The sequence below is a fragment of the Microbulbifer sp. SE14 genome (assembly GCF_059834885.1).
This window is the reverse complement of record NZ_JCBAJA010000014.1, coordinates 65,344-85,766: the sequence shown is the minus strand read 5'-3', so window position 1 is coordinate 85,766 and position 20,423 is coordinate 65,344. Positions and strand designations below refer to the sequence as shown.

Annotated in this window: 20 protein-coding genes; 14 read left to right on the top strand and 6 right to left on the bottom strand. The window is 62.4% G+C overall.

What is annotated here, in order from left to right; all coding sequences use genetic code 11:
• Positions 1–20: 20 nt before the first annotated feature.
• From AC6R19_RS11705 to AC6R19_RS11695, 3 genes are all read right to left on the bottom strand, one after another.
• Positions 21–1,232: an efflux RND transporter periplasmic adaptor subunit gene (locus AC6R19_RS11705; RefSeq protein ID WP_500579997.1), complete on the bottom strand. Its 1,212-nt coding sequence runs from the start codon at positions 1,230–1,232 to the stop codon at positions 21–23.
• A 1-nt stretch (position 1,233) separates the two neighbouring features.
• Positions 1,234–3,627, bottom strand: coding sequence for an ABC transporter permease (locus AC6R19_RS11700; RefSeq protein ID WP_500579996.1), 2,394 nt, complete (start codon positions 3,625–3,627; stop codon positions 1,234–1,236).
• An 87-nt stretch (positions 3,628–3,714) separates the two neighbouring features.
• Positions 3,715–4,431, bottom strand: coding sequence for an ABC transporter ATP-binding protein (locus AC6R19_RS11695; protein ID WP_500580021.1), 717 nt, complete (start codon positions 4,429–4,431; stop codon positions 3,715–3,717).
• A 255-nt stretch (positions 4,432–4,686) separates the two neighbouring features.
• Here AC6R19_RS11695 and AC6R19_RS11690 point away from each other — a divergent pair, with 255 nt between their 5' ends.
• Both AC6R19_RS11690 and AC6R19_RS11685 read left to right on the top strand, forming a co-directional pair.
• The gene (locus AC6R19_RS11690; RefSeq protein WP_500579995.1) at positions 4,687–5,967 is read left to right on the top strand and encodes a hypothetical protein; all 1,281 of its coding nucleotides are present in this window, start codon (positions 4,687–4,689) and stop codon (positions 5,965–5,967) included.
• Between the two features lie 108 nt (positions 5,968–6,075).
• Complete coding sequence (locus AC6R19_RS11685) at positions 6,076–6,624, top strand: cytochrome b (RefSeq protein WP_500579994.1); 549 nt, start codon at positions 6,076–6,078, stop codon at positions 6,622–6,624.
• A 132-nt stretch (positions 6,625–6,756) separates the two neighbouring features.
• On the opposite strand, the gene AC6R19_RS11680 is transcribed toward AC6R19_RS11685, so the two are convergent.
• Entirely contained in the window at positions 6,757–7,875 is a 1,119-nt protein-coding gene (locus tag AC6R19_RS11680; protein WP_500579993.1) for an RNA-guided endonuclease InsQ/TnpB family protein, read from the bottom strand.
• Between the two features lie 143 nt (positions 7,876–8,018).
• On the opposite strand from AC6R19_RS11680, the gene gap reads away from it, so the two are divergent.
• The 12 genes from gap to AC6R19_RS11620 all read left to right on the top strand — a co-directional run bounded on the left by gap (position 8,019) and on the right by AC6R19_RS11620 (position 18,921).
• Positions 8,019–9,017: a type I glyceraldehyde-3-phosphate dehydrogenase gene (gene gap, locus AC6R19_RS11675; RefSeq protein ID WP_500579992.1), complete on the top strand. Its 999-nt coding sequence runs from the start codon at positions 8,019–8,021 to the stop codon at positions 9,015–9,017.
• Positions 9,018–9,305: 288 nt separating this feature from the next.
• Positions 9,306–9,776, top strand: coding sequence for a Spy/CpxP family protein refolding chaperone (locus AC6R19_RS11670; RefSeq protein WP_500579991.1), 471 nt, complete (start codon positions 9,306–9,308; stop codon positions 9,774–9,776).
• 140 nt (positions 9,777–9,916) lie between these two features.
• On the top strand, positions 9,917–11,317 hold the full coding sequence (atpD, locus tag AC6R19_RS11665; RefSeq protein WP_500579990.1) for a F0F1 ATP synthase subunit beta: 1,401 nt from the start codon (positions 9,917–9,919) through the stop codon (positions 11,315–11,317).
• Positions 11,314–11,715 carry a F0F1 ATP synthase subunit delta/epsilon gene (locus tag AC6R19_RS11660; protein WP_500579989.1) on the top strand — a complete coding sequence of 134 codons (402 nt, stop codon included), beginning with the start codon at positions 11,314–11,316 and terminating at the stop codon, positions 11,713–11,715. The genes atpD and AC6R19_RS11660 overlap by 4 nt, the downstream gene beginning before the upstream one ends.
• A gap of 16 nt (positions 11,716–11,731) precedes the next feature.
• On the top strand, positions 11,732–12,007 hold the full coding sequence (locus tag AC6R19_RS11655) for an AtpZ/AtpI family protein (protein ID WP_500579988.1): 276 nt from the start codon (positions 11,732–11,734) through the stop codon (positions 12,005–12,007).
• Positions 12,008–12,010: 3 nt separating this feature from the next.
• The gene (locus tag AC6R19_RS11650; RefSeq protein WP_500579987.1) at positions 12,011–12,709 is read left to right on the top strand and encodes a F0F1 ATP synthase subunit A; all 699 of its coding nucleotides are present in this window, start codon (positions 12,011–12,013) and stop codon (positions 12,707–12,709) included.
• Entirely contained in the window at positions 12,702–12,977 is a 276-nt protein-coding gene (locus AC6R19_RS11645; protein WP_500579986.1) for an ATP synthase subunit C-like protein, read from the top strand. The genes AC6R19_RS11650 and AC6R19_RS11645 overlap by 8 nt, the downstream gene beginning before the upstream one ends.
• A gap of 13 nt (positions 12,978–12,990) precedes the next feature.
• Positions 12,991–13,731 carry a F0F1 ATP synthase subunit delta gene (locus AC6R19_RS11640; RefSeq protein WP_500579985.1) on the top strand — a complete coding sequence of 247 codons (741 nt, stop codon included), beginning with the start codon at positions 12,991–12,993 and terminating at the stop codon, positions 13,729–13,731.
• A complete protein-coding gene (locus AC6R19_RS11635; protein WP_500579984.1) occupies positions 13,728–15,215 on the top strand; it encodes a F0F1 ATP synthase subunit alpha in 1,488 nt (495 codons plus the stop codon). Before AC6R19_RS11640 ends, AC6R19_RS11635 begins: the two co-directional genes overlap by 4 nt.
• Positions 15,212–16,093, top strand: coding sequence for a F0F1 ATP synthase subunit gamma (locus tag AC6R19_RS11630; RefSeq protein ID WP_500579983.1), 882 nt, complete (start codon positions 15,212–15,214; stop codon positions 16,091–16,093). Before AC6R19_RS11635 ends, AC6R19_RS11630 begins: the two co-directional genes overlap by 4 nt.
• Positions 16,075–16,839 carry a ZIP family metal transporter gene (locus AC6R19_RS11625; RefSeq protein ID WP_500579982.1) on the top strand — a complete coding sequence of 255 codons (765 nt, stop codon included), beginning with the start codon at positions 16,075–16,077 and terminating at the stop codon, positions 16,837–16,839. The genes AC6R19_RS11630 and AC6R19_RS11625 overlap by 19 nt, the downstream gene beginning before the upstream one ends.
• Before the next feature lie 141 nt (positions 16,840–16,980).
• Positions 16,981–18,921 (top strand): LTA synthase family protein, encoded by a 1,941-nt coding sequence (locus AC6R19_RS11620; protein WP_500579981.1) that lies wholly within the window; start codon positions 16,981–16,983, stop codon positions 18,919–18,921.
• Here the strand turns inward: AC6R19_RS11620 and AC6R19_RS11615 are convergent.
• Complete coding sequence (locus AC6R19_RS11615) at positions 18,863–19,612, bottom strand: hypothetical protein (RefSeq protein WP_500579980.1); 750 nt, start codon at positions 19,610–19,612, stop codon at positions 18,863–18,865. The genes AC6R19_RS11620 and AC6R19_RS11615 overlap by 59 nt on opposite strands.
• Positions 19,590–20,402: an FTR1 family protein gene (locus tag AC6R19_RS11610; protein ID WP_500579979.1), complete on the bottom strand. Its 813-nt coding sequence runs from the start codon at positions 20,400–20,402 to the stop codon at positions 19,590–19,592. Before AC6R19_RS11610 ends, AC6R19_RS11615 begins: the two co-directional genes overlap by 23 nt.
• Positions 20,403–20,423: the final 21 nt, after the last annotated feature.

Here is a 20,423-nt window from a genome sequence, read left to right as displayed (position 1 = left end):
TCCAGGGATAATAACGACAGCTAAATTTCCCGCGCCTTCAACCTGCTCCCGTCTTCAATCCGCTCGCTGGGATGCAAAACGACCCTGTCGCCGGGCGCGAGGCCCTCCAGAACTTCCGCCTCCCGGCCGTTGTTGTGGCCGATCTCCACATCGGTTCGCACTGCGTGGTCATCCACCACCTTGAACACCGCCCAGGCGTTTTGGTGGCGGAACAGCGCACCTGTGGGGACCCGGATCACATCCTCTGCACGCCAGATCTCGATCGCCGCGTCGACACGGTAGCCGTGGCCGAGGCGCGACCAGGTTTCGCGCGGATCGGTAAAGTCGATAATCACATTGACCCGCTGCTCCTCGATACCTAGCGCCGAGATCTTGGTAAAGCCGAAGGGCTCCACCAAACGCACGCGGCCGTTGAGTGGCAGGTCGCCGCCCCAGGCAGTGATCTCCACCGGTGCATTCCTATCCACCTTTACAGCATCGCGGGACAGAAGGTCGACAACAATCTCCAGCTGCCCCGGGTTGCCGATTTCCAGCAGCGGGGTGCCGGCGGTCACCACTCTCTCGCTCTCCTGTAACCGCTGCAGCACGCGGCCGCTGACCGGGGCGGTGACCTTGACCACATCCTTTTCGTCAAATTGCGGCGCGCCGCGCCCGGGGGATATCAGTGCGGCGCGGGCGTTTTCCAGCTCGCCCTGGCGCACCCGCTCGGCGGCGCGGGCCGTGTCGAGGGCGGCCTCGGCGCTGTCCAGTGTCAGTTCGGTGCGCTCCAGTTCCACCTTGGAGATATGGCCTTTTTTTGCCAGGGCCCGCGCGCGCCGGGCGTCGGCGCGGGCGAATTCCAGCTGAGCCTCGGCATCGCGGCGCTCGGCCTGCGCCAGCCGCAGTGCCGCCTCGGCGCTGCGAATCGCGGCCTCGGCCTGGTTGCGGCTGCGCTCGTCGAGAAACTCGGGATGGGTTGGCAACAGGTCCGCCAGGTTTGTCTTATCGGCGGTGACCTGGTCGCCCACTTCGCTTTCGATGCGCAGCAGGTAGCCGGTCACCGGCGCCGATACCACATAGACGTCGCGCACTCGCGTATAGCCCTCGTCGCTGACCGCCACCTGCATGGGGCCGCGGGAGACTTCGGCTATATCCACCGGCACCGGCTGGGGCCGGAAGGCGTAGACAAAAAAAGCCAGCAGGCCGGCGAGCAGTCCGAGGGTGACGAGGCGCTTGATCAGCTTGCTGCGCATATCACTCCCGGGTCTTCAACACCGCGATCAGGTCTAGGCGGTCGATGCGCCGGCGCACCAGCAGGCCGGAACCGATCGCCGCGAGTACCACCACCAGCACCGCATAGCCATAGGTGGATGGGGAGATCACCAGTGGGATACGGAAGAGTTCGGTATCGAAGGACTGCACCAGGGTCCAGGCCAGCCCATAGCCGAGCAGCGCGCCGAGAGGCAGGGCCAGAAAGGTGAGCAGCGCCAGTTCGCCCAGCAGTATGTAGGAGACTTCGCCGCGGGTCAGCCCCAGCACCCGCAGGCTGGCCAGTTCGCGGCCGCGCTCCGACAGGGAGATGCGCGCGCTGTTGTACACCACGCCCACCGCGATCAACCCGGCGAACAAGGTATTGAAAAACACAAAGGTGCCGAGGCTCTCCTGCAGGGTCTGGTAGAAGGCGCTCTGCGCCTGTTCCTGCAGGCTGACCCCGGAAACCACCGGTGTGTTTTTGAGTTCGCTATAGAGCGCATCGGTGTGGTCCGGGTCCACCAGCAGATAGGTGCCGGAGATGGCGGTATCCTCCTTGAGCATGCGGTTCAGGTTTTCCAGGTCCATATAGGCGGCGGTGCCCATATAGGTCTTGACGATACCGCTGACGGTGACGTCCAGTTCCGGGCGCCGGCCGGTGCGCACCTCTACCCGCAGCGATTCCCCCTCCTCTATATCCAACAGCTGCGCCAGTTTGTCCGATAACACTATGCCGTGGCGGGGCAGGGCTACCGGTTGCAGATTGGTATCCACCACCCGGCTCAATTCGGCATTGGGGCCCAGGCCGATGATCGCCTCGCGACGGCTGCGCGTGCCGTTGCGCAGCACCGCGGGAATTGCACGGAAAGGCTCTGCGTCCATGACCCCCGGCGCGTGGAGTACATCCTGCAGCGCACGCAGGTTGCGCGGTTCGACAAAATTGACTGTGACATCCTGGCGATCGATCACATTAAAACTGATATCCACCATATAGAGCATCGCATCCATCGAAAAACTCGAACCGATCAACAGGCCCATGGACATGGCGATACCGATGCAGGTCATGGCCGCGCGCTTCGGCCAGCGGTACAGGTGGCGCAGTATCATCCGCGACGGCTGGTCTATCCACCGCGCCAGCTTTTCCAGAAAGAATGCAGAGCGGCTGTAGTCCGGCGGCGGTGGCGGCACCATGGCCACCGCCGGTTCCAGGCGCATGACCTTAAGCACCGAGGCAGAGGTGCCCAGCGCCGCCACCAGCAGGCTGGAACCGACTGCGATCAGATACACATCCGCCGGCGCGCGAAACAGCAGGAACGGAAACTTGAAATAGTCCATATACATGCGCGCCAGCCCCTGACCCAGCCACAGCCCCAGGACGATGCCGATGGCGATGCCCACGACGGTGATGGCACCGATCATCTTCAGGTAGTGCAGCGCCACGGCTCCATCTGTATAGCCGAATGCCTTGAGCAGGCCTATCTGTTCCCGCTCGGTATCGATCAGGCGGGCGGTCACCACGTTGAGCAAAAACGCCGCCACAAGCAGGAATATCGGCGGCAGGATTCTGCCGATGGTTTCCAGCTGCTGGATTTCGTTGGTGAGGAACTGGTCCGAGATCTGCTGGTCGCGGCCGTAGGCGCCGGTGGCGCCGTAGCGTTTCAGCAGCTGGTCCAGTTGATCCAGCAGCGCTTCTCTTTCCCCGCTGCCGTTGATGCCACCACCCGCCGAGGTGAGAATCACCGCCTCGTTGAAGGCGCCGTCCAGGTCGAAGGCGTGGGCCAGCGCGTCGCGGTTCATCCACAGCACGCCGAAGCGCTTCTTGTCCGGCACTATCTCGCCGGGAGAAATGGCGTACACATATTCCGGCGACAGCACTATGCCGGTGATGGTGAGTTTCTTCTTGGTGCCATTCAGTACCGCGTAGAGATGGTCGCCCGGTTGCAGCTGGTGCGCCTCGGCGAAGGCGTCCAGGGCCAGCACCTCTTCCTCGCGGATCGGGTCGGGATAGCGCCCGCGCTGCAACACTATGTCATTGATATGGGGGCCGCGGATCTCCGGCAGGGACTGTATCTCCCCGGTGATGGGCGCGGCCGCGCCCTCTACATCCAGGATCACACCGGAACGGATGCGCGTCTCCGCGCGGCGCACGCCGGGCAGGGTGCTGATCTTCTCCAGCAGCGCATTGGGCGCGCGCTTGACCGGCGCCCAGACATCGGCGAAGCGGTAGCGCTCGTAGTAGGCGACGCGGGTCTCGGCCAGGGAAATCAGCATGCCCTTGGACATGATGTACATACCCGCGCCGCAGCCGATCACCACGGCGATGGCCAGCGCCTGGCCCTTGATGGTCCAGAGGTCGCGCAGCAGTTTGCGGTCGAGGGGACTCAGCAATTCGATCATGTGTATTTGTAGGATGGGCAAAGCGCAGCGTGCCCATCATGATTGGCTTGACGGGCACGTCGCTGCGCTCCTTTGCCCATCCTACAATCACCAGCTTAATTGAGAGGGGGCGCAGGGCTGCTCGTTGACCCGCGTCTGCTGTATCTGCCCGTCCGCCATATTCAGCACCCGGTCCGCCATGGCGGCGATGGCCGCATTGTGGGTGATGACCATGGCCGTGGTGCCCAGTTCGCGGTTCACCCGCGCTATGGCCTCCAGCACGACGATGCCGGTCACACTGTCCAGTGCACCAGTGGGTTCGTCGCAGAAGAGCACCCGCGGCTGCTTGGCGATGGCCCGCGCTATGGCCACCCGCTGCTGCTCACCTCCGGACAGCTGCGCGGGGAAGTGATCCATGCGCCTGCCCAGGCCCACCAGCTCCAGCGCCTTTTCCGCTGCCATGGGGTTCTGCGCTATCTCCGTCACCAGGGCCACATTCTCCCGCGCGGTCAGGCTCGGGATCAGGTTGTAGAACTGGAATACAAAGCCCACATATTCGCGCCGGAAATTCGTCAGGTGGCGGTCGTCGAAGGCGGTGAGCTCCCAACTGTCGAAAAAAACCCGCCCCTCGGTGGGCGAGTCCAGGCCGCCGAGGATGTTCAGCAGCGTGGACTTGCCGCTGCCGGAGGGCCCGAGCAGCACCACCATCTCGCCGCGCGGCACCGAAAGACTCACACCGCGCAGGGCGTAAACCTTGGATTTGCCACTGCCGTAGACCTTGGTCAGGCCCTCGGCGCGAAATGCCGGGTGCTCTTCCGTGTCCATCAATCGCCGTCGCTTCCTCGCCCCTTGTTACACGACCCACTAATTCTAGTCATGCGGATACGGGCTCCCGCATCCGTGCGAAGGGATATAGCGGTCCCATCCTGGAAGGGATCCCCTCCGCTTGCGTGAAACTGCGAAGATACAAAGTCATTTACATGCATCGATGGGGAAGCTCTTCCAGTTCATTGCCCGGAATATTGCGTCGAGAAAGAGGGTGGTCTACTACTTTGGCAACCAAAAGGAGAGGACACGACCATGCAGGGAAAAATCACCGCATTCCAGGCCGGGCTCTCTGTGATCGCGCTATTCTTCTTCGCCATCCCGGCGTTGGCGATTCCGGAGTTTGCGCGAACCTACGACCTGAGTTGTGGCAGTTGTCACAGTGCTTTTCCCCGTCTCAATGCCTTCGGTGAGAATTTCGCCGACAACAACTTTCGCCTGCCTAACTGGCGTGAAAAGACCCTGGATACCGGTGACGAACGGCTGGCGTTACCGGACCATGCACCCTTCGCGGTACGCGCCCAGGCCTATGTACAGGCGCGGACGGCAGAATCAATCAATACGATCACGGGTGAACGAATTGAGGCGGACACGGATTTCCAGTCCCCCTATCTGGTCAAGCTACTCTCGAGCGCACCCCTTAGCGAACATATCACCTACTATTTCTACGCCATTCTCGCCGAGAAGGGGGAAAACGGCGAAGCGCTTGTCGAAGATGCCTGGTTTCGCCACGATGACATCTTTTGCACTGGAATCGGTCTGCAACTTGGCCAATTCCAGGTTTCGGACTTGATGTTTCCACGTGAAACAAGACTGACTTTCCAGGACTATATCGTCTATCGCATGGCCCGTATCACTTACGAGCGAGGTGTGCTGTTCGACCGGCAGCTCGGTCCCGTGAATGCCGCCCTGGGTGTGGTTAATGGCAACGGAATCACAGAGAGTTTCAACATCAACAGCCCCGGATACCGCCGCCCCGACAGGCTGTTTGACAACGACAATTCCAAAAGCGTATTCGGACGCCTGGGTGCAGAGTTGGGCCCGGTGTCTGCAGGTCTATTCGGACTTTCCGGCCAGCAGCCCAATGCCGAAGGGCCCGCGGGGCTGGAAGCGGGGGAGCGGGATACCGACATGGATATCGTCGGCGTGGATCTCTCCGGCTATGTCGGCAACGATACAGCCTGGTTCTTCCAATACCTGTGGAACCGTTGGGACGACTTCCTCGAGCCGGACCGCGATTACAACTGGAACGGCGGTTTTCTCGGTCTCGACTACACGCCCGATGGGCCCTGGGCCTTCTCACTGCTGTACAACCACGCCGACGCCTCCGATTTTGACGACACGGACACGATTTATAAGGGGATCGACCTGGACACCCTGACATTCACCGCATCCTATTATTTCATGCGCAATATCAAGGGCGTGATAGAGCTGAACATCGATTTCCTGGGAAAGGATAATCCGGATGGGGATTACTTCGTCGGCCATCTCGATAAGGAAAATTATTTCCTGCTTGGGTTTGATGCCGCCTTCTGATGGGGATGTCGGCTTCCCTCGGTTTGAAATAGCAATACCGCCCTTGGTACTGCTGTCCCGGACTTTCGGTGTGGCTGGAATGACATTAAATATGGTTGAGAATGATCGATGAAAACTAGTACTGGAAGCTGGCATCCACTGAGTAAAGGGCTCCATTGGTTGATTGCCATATTGATTTTGTGTGCCTGGGCCTCCATGGAGATGCACGAACTCTATGAGAAAGACGAGCCGATGCGCGAGTGGTGGGAGTATCTGCATTTCACGATCGGTTTCAGCATACTGCTGCTCGTCCTGTTGCGCCTCTATTGGCGCGCCACCCACCCCCGGCCAAAGCTGTTCGGCGGCCGCTGGCAGCGCAAGCTGTCGCTGCTGGTTCAGGGGTTTTTATATGTACTGATGCTGGCCATGCCGATTAGCGGCATAGCCATGCGCCAGTTTGCCGGCAAGGAAACGCCGCTGTTTTGGCTGTTCAAACTACCTCCATGGGTACCGGAGAATGACAAAATTGCTGAGCAGCTTGAGTACATGCACGAGGAGCTGCTCTGGAATGCGCTGCTGGCGCTACTGGTACTGCATGTCAGCGGTGCGCTCTGGCATCACTTTGTCAGTCGTGACGATATGTTGCGGCACATGTTGCCGTGGATAAAGAGCGAATGAATCCTGTGTCAAAGCTACGGCCTTGGAGTGACTGTTGGGCCAAGCCGCCCAAGTGTTTCTATCCTTGAGGGAAACCCATCCAGTGAAGTGACATCCAGTAAACAACCCCGCCCTAAAGGTCGGAGCTTTTCGCTACACCAGGAGTGGCTGATGCGCGAATTCAGGCTGGCTTACAACAGCCCTTGCCGGGCCGATAGACCCAGCAAAACCGGCAATGTTTGCGGCCGCATTCACGTCCGCGTGCCGCCGGTTTCCGCACGAACAGGAGAAGCGGTGCTTGTCCCGTTTTCCCAGCGCCCCACAGGCAGAACAGGTCTGGCTGGTGTACGCGGGGTCGATCGCAACCACGCGCAGCCCGGCTGCTTCGGCCTTGTAGGCGACGAAGCTCTGCAGCTGCCGGAAAGCCCAGCGGTGCAGCCGCGACCTGACGCGCCTGCCAGCCTTGATATTGCTACGGATATGGGTCAGATCCTCCAGGCGGATCTCCCCGGCCCCGGCGCTCAGGGCCTCCGCCACAATGGCTTTGCTGGTTTCGTGGTTGACGTGGCGAACATGCCGCCGCTCGCGCCCGGAGATAGCCCGCAGCTTGCGAATCGCTGCGCGGCTACCGTTGGCTTGAAGACGGCGGCGGTGGGCAAGGTAGCAGTCGCGGCGGTGCCGCAGTTTGCCGCCACCCAGCACCTTGCCCGTACTGGTGGCGGCGAGATTGTTCTCGCCCACGTCCACCCCGACAACGCCGCCGGTAGAAATCCGGGGCGTCTCGGGCAGATTGAGGACGAGATTGAAATACCAGCTGCCCCGGCGCCGGACCAGCCGCGCCTCCCGGGGGCTGCCGCTGGCGAGCAGATTGCGCTGGTGCTTGCCACAGGCGAAGGGCAGTTGAATGCGGCCGGAGAGACTGAACAGCGACACCTCGCCCCCTCGAAGCGAGTAGGTACGCTGATCGAAATTGACCGAAGACGGGCGAAAGTTGATGGCGGGGACCGGACTGTCCGCGGCAATCCCGTTATTGGCCCTGAGCGTCTTGTAGGCATCCGCCACCCGACGCAACGCCTGGCACACCATCTGGCTGCCGAGGGTGGGCAACTGCTCCCGGATGGCGTAATAGCACAGGTGGTGCAGCGAAATCCGGTTCCAGCAGCGATGTTCCTGTACAACAGGAACAATTGCATTACAGGCCGTGGCAAAGGAATCCGCCAAGGTCGCCAGAGCCGACGCCTGTTCGGTGCTGGTTAACAGCTTCAGGGACACTGTACGTTTATACATGTGACAGAGAGTACCACAACCAAGATGGGCCACAAACAGCATAGGAGGAAGCCGAGAGCGGGCCGCCCTGCGGGCGGCATGCCTATCCCACCCCGACCTGAAGGACGGGGTTTCTCGGCAGAAGCCAGATGAAACGCGTTGCCATCAACGGCCTCGGCCGTATCGGCAGGTTACTGCTGCGCCGCTGCCTCCAAGGAGGCTACAAGCGCTTTGCCCTGGTGGCGGTCAACGAGCCCATGCCGGCGGAAAACCTGCGCTACCTGCTCAAGTACGACTCGGTGCACGGCAGGCTGGACCGCGACGTTTCCATCGGGCAGGGCAGGCTGCGCCTGGGCGAGCTGGATCTGCCCCTGTTTTCCGAGAGGGAACCGGAAAAGCTGCCCTGGGATGAGGAGAAGGTGGATCTGGTGATCGACAGCAGCGGGCGCTTTACCAAGCGCGCCGCCGCGGCCAAACACCTGCAGGCCGGTGCAGGGCGCGTACTGATCAGCGCACCCTCGAGTGACGCGGACATTACCCTGGTGATGGGCGTCAACGAGGGAGACTTTGAACCGGACCGGCACCAGGTGATTTCCAACGCCTCCTGCACCACCAATTCCCTGGCTCCGGCACTGAAGGTACTGGATGACAACTTCGGCATAGAGCAGGCCCATGCCACCACCATTCACGCCTACACCGCCAGCCAGAGCGTGGTGGACCAGGCCGCCGGCAAGAGGATCCAGGGACGCGCCGCGGCGGTCAATATCATTCCCACCGCTACCGGCGCCGATGCCGCTACGGTCGCGGTAATGCCGCAGTTGCAGGATCGCCTGAGCGCGCTGGCGGTGCGGGTGCCGGTGGCGGATGGCTCCCTCACCGATATCTGCGCGCAGTTGAAAAGCGATGCCAGCGCCGACGAAATCAACAGCGTCTTCAAGGCCGCCGCCCAGGGGGAACTGCGCGGCATACTGGCCTACAGTGACGAGGAACTGGTTTCCTCCGATATCGTCGGCGATCCCCACTCCTGCATAGTGCACGGCCTCTCCACCCGCGTGCAGGGAAGCCTCGCCAAGATCCAGGTCTGGTACGACAACGAGTACGGCTACGCCTGCCGCTGCCTCGACTTGGCGGAGCGGGTGCTGTTGTAGGCTTAGGGAAGGGAAAGCCAGGCCCTTAGCAGAATGCCACCGCGCCTCTATCCAGCACGGGGGCAACCGGTTGGTCGGTGCACAGTACAGGTAGCGAAATCACCAATGGGGATGCCGCCACTGGTCTCCCTGGAGGCAAAGCGCAAGATTGATATATCGACTGGAACCCTGACCCAAGGAAATAATTAGGGGCTTCACCAGTCTAAATGGGTATATGCAGACGCTTGAGGCGTCGGAGTCCGCTGACTAGGATAGCGAAGCCAAGGGTGTCTATGATGAGAGGTTCCTATGAATTCGTGGAAATTCCTTATTGGCTGCATGAGCCTGTCTGGCGCTTTGATCACTCTGCCGGCTCAGGCCGACGCTGCCGCGGTGAACTATCAAAAGCACGATCACTCTGAGAGATTCGAAAAATTCTGGATGACACTGGAAGAGAAGCTGGCGCTGCGGAAGGATCAGAAAGAGGAACTGAAAAAGCACAGGGAAGCTGTTCGCGAAGAACGGAAGAAGCTGAAAGAGCAAAGCAAAAATCTGCACAAGCAGATCAAGGAAGCCCTGGAATCCAACGCGAGCCAGTCGACGCTCGACAACCTGGGCGCAGAGTTGGGCAAGGTCCAGGTCAAGAAAATGGAGATGGCCCACAGGTACCAGAAAAAATTCAAAGAGGTGCTCGATGAAGAGCAGAAGGCGAAGCTCGAGAAGTTCAAGGCTGAACACCGCCAGGAATGGATGAAAAAACACGAAAATGATGAAGACTGATATGCCTCACATCTTGACTCATCGAGGGCATACAGCCACTGGTTCTCGGTGAAAGTGTGGGAGGATAACCTCCTCCCACGACCATTCCGCCTGTCCCTGAGATGGGCAATATCTCAGGGTTACTTGCCTCAAGCTAATCTATGGCACAAGCGAACACAGCGGCAACCAACAAAGGAAGTCCCATCGGCGCCATTGCCGAAGTGCACGGCCCGGTGGTGGTGATCCGCTGCGAGACGCTGCCGCCGCTGCGCCAGGCCCTTGAAGCGACAATTGACAGCGAGAGCTACCTGTTCGAGGTCCACCAGCACCTGGACCAGCGCCACGTGCGCGCCATCACCCTGCATCGCACCGCCGGCCTGCGCCGCGGTATGCCGGTCTTTGATAGCGGTGCGCCCCTGCATGTGCCGGTAACTCCCGACTGCCTGGGGCGGCTGCTGAATATTTTTGGCGAGCCGCTGGATGGTGGTGGTGCATTGAGCGCGCGGGAGTATCGCAATATCCACGCGCCGGCGGCGGCGCTGTGGGATGCGGTGGGCACCGGCGATATCCTGCAGACGGGTATCAAGGTCATCGACCTGCTGTGCCCCTTCGTGCGCGGCGGCAAGACCGGCCTGTTCGGCGGTGCCGGGGTGGGCAAGACGGTGCTGGTGATGGAATTCATGCACGCGGTGGCCTCCCTGCACAGCGGCGTGTCGGTCTTTGCCGGCGTCGGCGAACGCATTCGCGAGGGCCACGAGCTGTGGCACGAGATGCGCGAGGCGGGGGTGATGGCGCAGACGCTGATGTGCTTCGGGCAGATGGACGAGTCGCCGGGGGTCCGCTTTCGTGTCGGCCTGTCCGCACTCGCCTACGCGGAGTACCTGCGCGACACGCTGCACAAGGAGGTACTGTTCGTGATGGACAATATCTTTCGCTTCGTGCAGGCGGGCAGCGAGATCTCCAGCCTGCTCGGACGCATGCCGGCGACCGTCGGCTACCAGCCGACGCTGATCAGCGAGGTGGCGGAACTGCAGGAGCGGATACTCTCCACCCGCGAGGGCGCAATAACTGCGGTGCAGGCGGTCTATGTGCCGGCGGACGATATGACCGATCCCGCGGTGGACGCCATCCTCGGGCACCTGGATTCCTCGGTGGTGCTGTCGCGGGCGCAGGCGGGCAAGGGTATCTACCCGGCGGTGGAGCCGCTGCAGTCCGCCAGCCGCGCCATGGATCGCCACACCCTCGGCGATCGCCACTACACCGTGGCGGAGGGGGTGCGCGAACACCTGGCCCGCTACCGCGAGCTGGAGGATATTATCGCGATGCTCGGTATCGAGGAGCTGTCACAGCGGGACAGGCGCATAGTACTGCGTGCGCGCAAACTGCAACGCTACCTGACGCAGCCGTTTAATGTCACCGCTTCGCACACCGGCATGGCGGGTGTCTCCGTACCCTTGCAGGAAATGCTGCAAGACTGCGAGGCCTTTCTGCGCGGTGACTACGATGAGTTGCCGGAGGAAGACTGTTATATGCGCGGCAGCATTCAGGAAAACAGGCAGTGAAAACCTTCAGCCTGCAGTTACTTTCCGCCACGGAACAGCGGCAGATCGACGGCGTCACCTCCTTCGTCGGCGAGGACGCCTCCGGAAGTTTTGGCGTCCTGGCCGACCATGCGCGCAGCATGACCTCGCTGGTTTTTGGCCTGGCGCGCTTCCGCCGCCATGAGGACGAATGGCAATACCTGGCACTGCCCGGCGGGCTGCTCTACTTTGTCGACAACCGCCTGCAGATCTGTACCCGACATTTCCTGATCGACAGCGACTACGAACGTATTTCGGAATTGCTGCAACAACAGTTGCTGGCGGAGGAACAGGAGCTGACGGAGATGAAGGAAAGCCTGCGGCGCATGGAGGAATCTCTATTGCGCCGCCTATGGGAAGCAGGACGGCGGTCGACGTAGTAACCGATGATGGGCTATGACAGCGGATAAAGGGAAACAACTGCGCGACAAAGTCGAGCGCCAGGCCAAACGCATGAAGAAGGCCGAGCGCGAGCGCCCGACGCTGTTCGCACAGACCATCTACATCGGCACCCTGGGCCTGGTGTTCGTGCTGCCGGTGGTGGGCGGCGCCTATCTCGGCCACTGGTTGGACAGCCTGGCCGAGGGCTACTCCACCCGCTGGACCCTGAGTCTTATTTTTGTCGGTCTGGTGGTGGGCGCCTTCAATGTCTATCTGTTGATCCGGGAGTAGCGCGTGGAAGGCGGCGAACTCTTTCCCTCAGTACTTTTCAGCCTTGGCCCGCTGCAGGTCACCGGTACCCTTGTCACCACCTGGGCGATCATCGCCGCGCTCTGGCTTGCATCCTGGCTAGTGTCGCGCCGCCTGCAAATGCAGCCCGGGCCGGTACAGACATTGGCGGAAGGCATACTCGGCGCGGTGGAGGACGCCATCCGCGCGGTGGCGCCGGATCACGTCAGATTGCTGTTGCCGTTTATCGCCAGCCTGTGGATTTTCCTGGTGGTCGCCAATCTGAGCGGCCTGATTCCCGGCGTGCACTCGCCGACGCGGGACCTGTCCGCCACCGCGGCGCTGGCGATACTGGTGTTTCTTTCCGTGCATTGGTTTGGCATCCGCAGCCAGGGCCTGAAATCCTACCTGCGCCACTACCTGACGCCCAGCCCACTGCTGCTGCCGTTCCACCTGATCAGCGAGATCACCCGCACCATCGCCCTGGCGGTGCGCCTGTTCGGCAACATCATGAGCCTGGAGATGGCCGCGCTGCTGATACTGCTGGTGGCGGGCTTCCTGGCTCCTGTTCCTATACTGATGCTGCACATTATCGAAGCCCTGGTGCAGGCCTATATTTTCGGCATGCTGGCGCTGATCTATATCGCCGGAGGGTTGCAGTCCCAACAGCTGAGGCAAGGGCAGGAAGGAAAAATCAATGAATGACATATCCTGGTTTGCGCTGCTTTCGACCATCGCGGCCATGTTCGGCATTGCCATCGGTGTGCTGCTGCCGGCCTTCGCCATGGGCCGTGCCATCAGCAGTGCGCTGGACGCGCTGGCGCGCCAACCGGAGGCGGAGAAGTCCATCATGCGCACCCTGTTTATCGGCCTGGCGATGATCGAATCCCTGGCGATCTACGTGCTGGTGATCGCATTGATCATCCTGTTCCGCAACCCGCTGCTGGAATACCTGCTGGAGTCCACACCTTAACGGGAGATAAGCCGTGGAACTCAGCTGGCCGACCTTCCTGCTGGAAATCGTCAATTTCCTGGTGCTGGTGTGGATCCTCAAGCGATTTTTCTACAAGCCGCTGCAGGGGGTCATTGCCCGCCGCCAGCAGGGCATAGAGGCGCGGCTGGCGGCGGCGGAGGAGACACAGCAGCAGGCCCGGCAGCTGCAGCAGCAGTACGAACAGCGCCTGTCGGAGTGGCAGGATGAGAGCCGGCGGGCGCGGGAGGATCTGCAGCGGGAGATACGCGCCGAGCGCGCGAAGCTGGAAAAGGCGCTGGAGGATTCACTGCAACAGCAGCGGCAGAAAGCGGAAGCCGTCGAACAGCGCCACCAGCGGGAGATGCGCCGGCAACTGGAACAGCAGGCCATGGAGCAGGGCGGCCGCTTCGCCGCGCGGTTGCTACAGCAGGGAGCCGGCCCGGAATTGCAGCAGCGGCTGCTGGAACTGCTACTCCGCTCCCTCGACCAACTGCCGGAGGAACAGCGGCAGCCGCTGCGCCAGCAACTCGCGGAGCCGGCCGATATAGCAGAAATCACCAGTGCCTTCCCCCTGGTAAAGGGTCAGCGCCAGGAGCTGGAACAGGTGTTGAGGGAAATCCTGCAGAGGGATATTCCCTGCCGCTATGTCGAGGACCCGGAACTGCTCGCCGGCCTGCGTATCGACATAGGCTCCTGGCAACTGGGCGCCAGCGTGCGCGACGAACTGCGGGCCTTCACGCAGATGACTAGATGAACGGAGAACTGCTGCAGCGCCGGGCGCAATGGCTGGAGAACTACTCGCCCCAGTTACGCATCTGCGAGCAGGGACGGCTGGTTTCCGTCGGCGACGGCATCGCCTGGGTCGCCGGCCTGCCCACCGCGGCGATGGACGATCTGCTGGAATTTGCCGACGGCAGCCGCGGCCTGGTGTTCGATCTCGCCGGCAGCCTGCTGGGCGCGGTGCTGCTGACCGAGACGGAACAGCTGACCGCCGGCACCACCGCGCGCCTGTACCCGAAGCCGTTGGGCTTGCCGGTCGGGGACGCGCTGCTGGGGCGGGTAATAGACCCCCTGGGCAACCCACTGGACGGTATGGGCGCGCCGGACTGTCGCGGCTGGCGGCGCCTGGAAATGGCGTCGCCGCCGATTACCCAGCGGGATTTCGTGCACCGGCCCCTGTACACCGGCAGCAAGGTATTGGACACGTTAATCCCCATTGGCTGTGGCCAGCGTCAGCTCGTGATCGGCGACGAGGGGCTGGGGCGCAGCGCCCTGGCACTGGATACTGTCATTGCCCAGCGCAACGCGGACGTCCACTGCGTCTATGTGTTGATCGGCCAGAAGCGCTCGGCGGTGGTGAATACCATAGGACTGCTGCGCGATTACGGCGCCATGGACTACACGACGGTGGTGGTGGCCGAGGCCAGCGCGCTGCCCGGGTTGCAGCACCTGGCGCCCTTCGCCGGCTGCGCCATTGCCGAATACTGGATGCGCCGTGGCAAGCACACCCTGGTGGTCTACGACGATCTCTCCACCCACGCCAAGACCTACCGCGAACTCTCCCTGCTATTACGCAGGCCGCCGGGGCGCGAGGCCTATCCCGGTGATATCTTTTCCGTGCACGCGCGCCTGCTGGAACGGGCCACCTGCCTCAGCGCGGATGAGGGCGGCGGCAGCATGACCGCGCTGCCGGTCGTGGAGACCCAGCAGGGCGAGATAGCCACCTATATTCCCACCAACCTGATCTCCATCACCGACGGCCAGATCTACCTGGACCGCGAACTCTTCACTGCCGGTTTCCGCCCGGCCATCGATATAGCCCTGTCCGTATCCCGCATCGGCGGCCGCGCCCAGCACCCGGCCATCCAACGCGAGGCCGGGCGCATGAAACTCGACTACCTGCAGTTTCTCGAGCTGGAAATGTTCACCCGTTTCGGCGCCCGGCTCGAAGCTGGAATGGAAAAGGCCATCCGCCGCGGGCGCCTGCTCAGGGAAATTCTCAAGCAGGAGCGGCTGGCGCCGCTGCCGATAGAATTCCAGCTGGCGTGGATGCTGGCCTTCAACGACGGCCTGCTGGATGCGATCGAGCCGCAACAGGTGCAGGCACTGATGGCCGAACTACAGGGCAGGGTGGAGGCCAGCGACCTGCGGCTGGACGACCCGCGCCGTGCATGGGCGGCGCGCGTACAGGAATGGCTGCGGGAGTCGCCGCCGAGCGCCGCGGGGGCAGAAGGGTGAGCCGCCAGCGCGAGCTGCGGCGCCACGAACGGCAACTGGGCGAGACGCGCGAGATCGTCAGCGCCATGAAGGCGATGGCGTTTATCGAGGTGCGCCGCCTGGGGCGCACCCTCGACAACCAGCGGCGGGTGGTGGAAACCATGAACGCCGCCGCCGCGGACTTTCTCGGTTTCTATCCCCAGGCCCTGCCGCTGCAGACCCGGCAGCTGCGTCACATCTACCTGCTGATTGGTTCCGAGCGCGGCTTCTGCGGCAACTTCAACGAAAGCCTGGTACGGCGGCTGGCACAGTGCCTGGAGGAAGAGCCGGCGGAAAGTGCAAATAACAGCATTATCGGCTGGGGGCGCAAGCTCTCCATCAAGCTGGAAGGGCATCCGCAACTGCTGTCGGCCCTGGAAGGTGCCGCGCTGCTGGACGAAATGGGTGAGCGGCTGCTGCAACTGGTGAAGCAGCTGGCAGATCTGCAGGCCGACAACGCCATAGCGCTGACTGTCCTTCACCGGGATCCGGAAAAAAGAGAAGTGGTCGTCCGCCAACTGCTGCCGCCATTCGAACCGCTGCGCGGTGCGCCGGAAAAATTCCCCCATGCCCCGCGGCTCAACCTGGCGCCGCGGGCCTTTCTGGAGGAGCTGGTGGAGCAGTACCTGTTCGCCGCGCTGCACGAAATACTCACCGTCTCCCTGATGGCGGAAAACCAGCAGCGCATGCAACACCTGGAAGGCGCACAGCGCTACCTGGACGAAAAACTGGAAAGGTTGCGGCGCAGGGGAAGGCAGCTGCGCCAGGAGGAGATCACCGAGGAAATAGAGATGATACTGCTGAATGCGGACAGTACAAAGCAGCCACCAAAAAAGGAATCATGGGAGGACCAACGCTGATGGAGGCCACGCTGGGCTGGATCATTGCCGGCGGCCTGCTGATGAGCACCATCGCCATGGTGGGCGGCATCACCGTGTTTATGAAGCCCGCCACCCTGGAGCGCATACTGCTGCCGCTGGTGTCCCTGGCCGCCGCCACGCTGCTCGGCGGTGCCTTCTTTCATATGCTGCCCGAGGGACTGGATTCCCTGGCGCCGCTCGCCGCGGCCGCCTGGCTGGTGGCTGGCTTCAGCGCCTTCCTGCTGCTGGAACAGTTCCTGCACTGGCACCATTCCCACAGCGCGCGGGAGGAGCGCCGTCGGCCGGTGACCTACCTGATACTGCTCGGCGACGGCATCCACAACTTTATCGGTGGCCTCGCCATTGCCAGCACCTTCCTGATCGATCCCCGCGCCGGTATCTCCGCCTGGATCGCCGCCGTCGCCCACGAGATACCCCAGGAAATGGGGGACTTCGGTGTGCTGGTGCACGGCGGCTGGTCGCGGCGCCGCGCGCTGCTGTGGAATGTGCTGTCCGCGCTGACGTTTCCCCTCGGCGCCCTGATCGCCTATCTGCTGTCACAACAATTCGACGTAGCCTGGCTGGTACTGTTCGGCGCCGGCAATTTTATCTATATCGCCGCGTCGGACCTGATACCGGAGATCAAGCAGCAGGCCGGTCTGGGGCCGGTGGCGCTGCATTTCGGCTTCTTTGCCCTGGGGCTGGTATTGATGTTTGCGCTGGCCTGCTGCTTCCACCCGCATTAGGGGCCTCCTGCCCAGCCCTTAAGACTGCCTTAATCTGCCCTTTATAGACTGCCGTTGTCGCAATCTGAGCAGTAGGAACGGATGACAGTGAAGGGCAGACAACTCCGCGAAAATCCACTCCGTGGCGGTGTGGCCTGACCCATGTGGCGGCACTCCCTTCGCTTCCTGGTAATTTCCCTGGTCACCCTGACCTGTTTCAGGCTGGGCCTGAGTCTGTGGCAGTTCGACAGGGTCGACGGTCTCGCCGCGCTCGGCCGCATTCTGATCGGGGGCCTGAGGATCGATTTGAGCCTGCTGGCAACGGTCGCCGCCTTTCCGCTGCTGTTGGCCCCCTGGCTGGGGCATCGCCCGCGGGCGGCAGACGCGACCGCCTGGTGGTACAGAATCTGGTGGCTGGCGATACTGTTTATGGAGTTGTGCACGCCGCAGTTTATCGTCGATTACGACACCCGCCCCAACCGGCTGTTTTTCGAATATCTGCAAAGCCCCGGGGAAGTGTCGGCCATGCTTTGGAGCGGCTACAAAGCGGTCATTTTCTCCGTATTCGCCTCGATGGGCATCGCCGCTTGGATGAGCCGGCACTGGTTTGCGCAGCACGGGGACGAGGGCATCCGCAGGAGCCTGCGACCCTGGGTTGGCCTTGGGCTGTTGCTGCTGTGCTTTGTCGCCGCGCGGGGCACCCTGCATCACCGGCCCATCAACCCGTCGCTGGTGGCTTTCAGCGATGACAACCTGCTCAACGCCCTGGCCCTCAACTCCCTCTACAGTACCGCCTACGCGGCCTACTCCCTGAAGCAGGAAAGCCTTCTCAGCAATCGCTACGGCAAAATGCCGGACCGGGAGGTGGTATCCCGGGTTCGCAGTGCCGCCGGCCTGCCGGCGACCGCGGACTACCCGCAGCAACCCAGCCTGCACTTCCAGGCCGCGAGCCGGCGCACCGGGCCCCCGCTCAATCTGGTGATCATCGTCGAGGAGTCGCTCGGCGCCCGCTACGTGGGCGCGCTGGACGGAGCCGGCCTGACGCCCTCCCTGGATGCGCTTTCGAAACAGGGTTGGTGGTTCGAACAGCTCTACGCCACGGGTACCCGCTCGGTGCGCGGCCTGGAAGCACTGACCACCGGCTTCTTCCCCACCGCGGCACGGGCGGTGCTGAAACTGCCGAGATCCCAGCGCAACTTTTTTACCCTGGCGACCTACCTGGGCGAGCGGGGTTATCACAGCCGCTTCGTGTACGGGGGGGAATCCCACTTTGACAATATGAAGGGTTTTTTCCTCGGCAACGGTTTCCGCGAAATTCACGACCTTCCGACGTTTACCCGGCCGCAGTTCCAGGGCTCCTGGGGCGCCAGCGACGAGGACATGTTCAACGAACTCCACCAGCTGCTGCAGGGGGACAAGGCGCCGACCTTTACCCTGGCATTCAGTGTCAGCAACCACAGCCCCTGGGAATATCCCGCCGGGCGCATAGTGCCGGCCGGCGCGGCGAAATCACCGGAAAACAGCGTCCGCTACGCCGACTGGGCCCTCGGGCGCTTTTTCGAAAAGGCGAAGCGCTCGGGCTACTGGGATCACACCCTGTTCCTGGTGGTCGCCGATCACGACGCCCGGGCGACAGGCGCATCCGCGGTGCCGGTGGATCGATTCCATATCCCGGCGCTCATTCTCGGCGCGGATATTGAGCCGCGAAAAGATTCCCGCCTCGCCAGCCAACTGGATCTGCCGCCCACGCTCTTGTCATTGATGGGCATCAGCGGGCAGCACCCGATGCTGGGGCAGGACCTGAATCTCAGGAATCCGAATCGCGCGCTGATGCAGTACGGCAACAGCTATGGCTACCGCAGCGGCAACCAGATGGTGGTTCTGCGGCCGGACGAAAAACCGAGACAGTTTGAAGTCGCCGGCGCCGTGCTCAGGCCACGGCCACTGCAGGACTCGCTGGCAAAAGCGGCACTCGCCCACGCCCTCTGGCCCGGCCTGGCGTATCGGCAGGGTTGGTATACGACTCAAGACGCCACAACCCAGCTCAGTAGAATTCGTATTCCAGTAGCAACCGCAGCGTCTGATCCGGACTATCACCGGTAATCCCCTGAATCAGGCCGAACTCCCAGTACAGCTGGCGCGCGCCGGTGAAGCGCTGTACCCCGCGGGCCACTGGCCCTATGCCCACGGTATCCTGACCGGCGTAGAGTTCCAGCGCCGGCTCGAAGGCCTCGGACAGTCGGTAGCGGGCCTGCAGGCGCAGTTGGGATTCAAACTCGTTGTCGATGTCGTCGCCCCACTCGTAGATGGCGAACAGGTTGGCGGTGCCCACCCAGCGGCCCCACTCACGGGCGGCGATCAGTGCTGCCGCCGCCTCCCACTGATCCTCGCTGCGTTCCTTCTCCAGCTCGAACAGCAGGCCCCAGTCCGCCGCGTACTCGCCTTGTTCGGTCAGCTGTCTCTTGGCCTCCAGCTCCACACCCTCTATATCGAAACTCTCGTCTTCGTCCCGCTCGCCGATCAGGTAGGCCTCGCCGAACCAGCGCTCGCCAAAACTGCGACCCAGCCCCAGGCGGTGCAGCTGCAGCGAGTCCAGGTCATCCTGCTCGTCATCGCGCATGGCAAGGGCCCGCCACTCGATTTCTGTTTCCAGCGGCTGCACATAGGGATCGTAGACCTTGTCCACGACAATGCCATCCGCCTGTGCCAGCGGCCCCCATGCCGCCAGGGCCAGGCACCCGCTCGCCAGGATTTTTGCGGGCGCGCAACGGTCAGCCGGCCATTTGAACATCATGGGAAACCTTATTTTTTCTGTGAACCAACCAGGTGAGTAACAGCAACACCGCCATCAGCAACATGCTGCCGAGATAGATAAACACCTCGAGCGGGGCGGGCGTGGCCTCATAGCCGACCAGCGCGTACAACAGCTGCCCGGGGACCGACTCCTCCGCCACCAGCTTTGACGTGTCCCACAGCGGTGCCTGCGCGGGCAGCCAGTCCGCCTGGATCAGTTCCCTGGCCGCCTGCGCGCACATGGCACCTCCCACCAGTGTCAGCAGCACACAGGCCGCCAGCAGTGTGCGCCGGCGCGGAAAACTGAGCAGTAGATAGTAAAACAGTGCGCCGATACTGAAGCCGATACCCGCGCCAAGCAGCCCGCCCCTCAGCACGCTCGAGAAAGCGTCCGGCTGGTAGCGGAAGGCCGACAGGTAGATAAATATTTCCGATCCCTCGCGGGTCACCGCCACGGCCACTGCGGCGACCATGGCCGTGGACAGCAGGGTCGCAGATCTTCCGTCCCGGTAATGGTGTGCGATCATCAGTGCGGCGATCGCGACCAAGAGCCAGTAGACGGTGATTTGCAAGGCGGCGTTCAGCAGCTCCTGACCCACACCGTCGAAGGTGTTGGAGATGGCCGCCAGCTGGGTTCCGTACAGAACTGAACCGGCGAGACCCGCCGCCAGGGCGCAGTAAAACCAGCGGAAACGCAGCTGCAGGAAGCGGGTCATGGCCAGCAGTATGCTGAGCAGCAGCGCCGCCTCCAGCACTTCGCGCAGAATGATAATCACACTGGTCAGCAGCACCGCTTTTTTCTCCAGGTCATG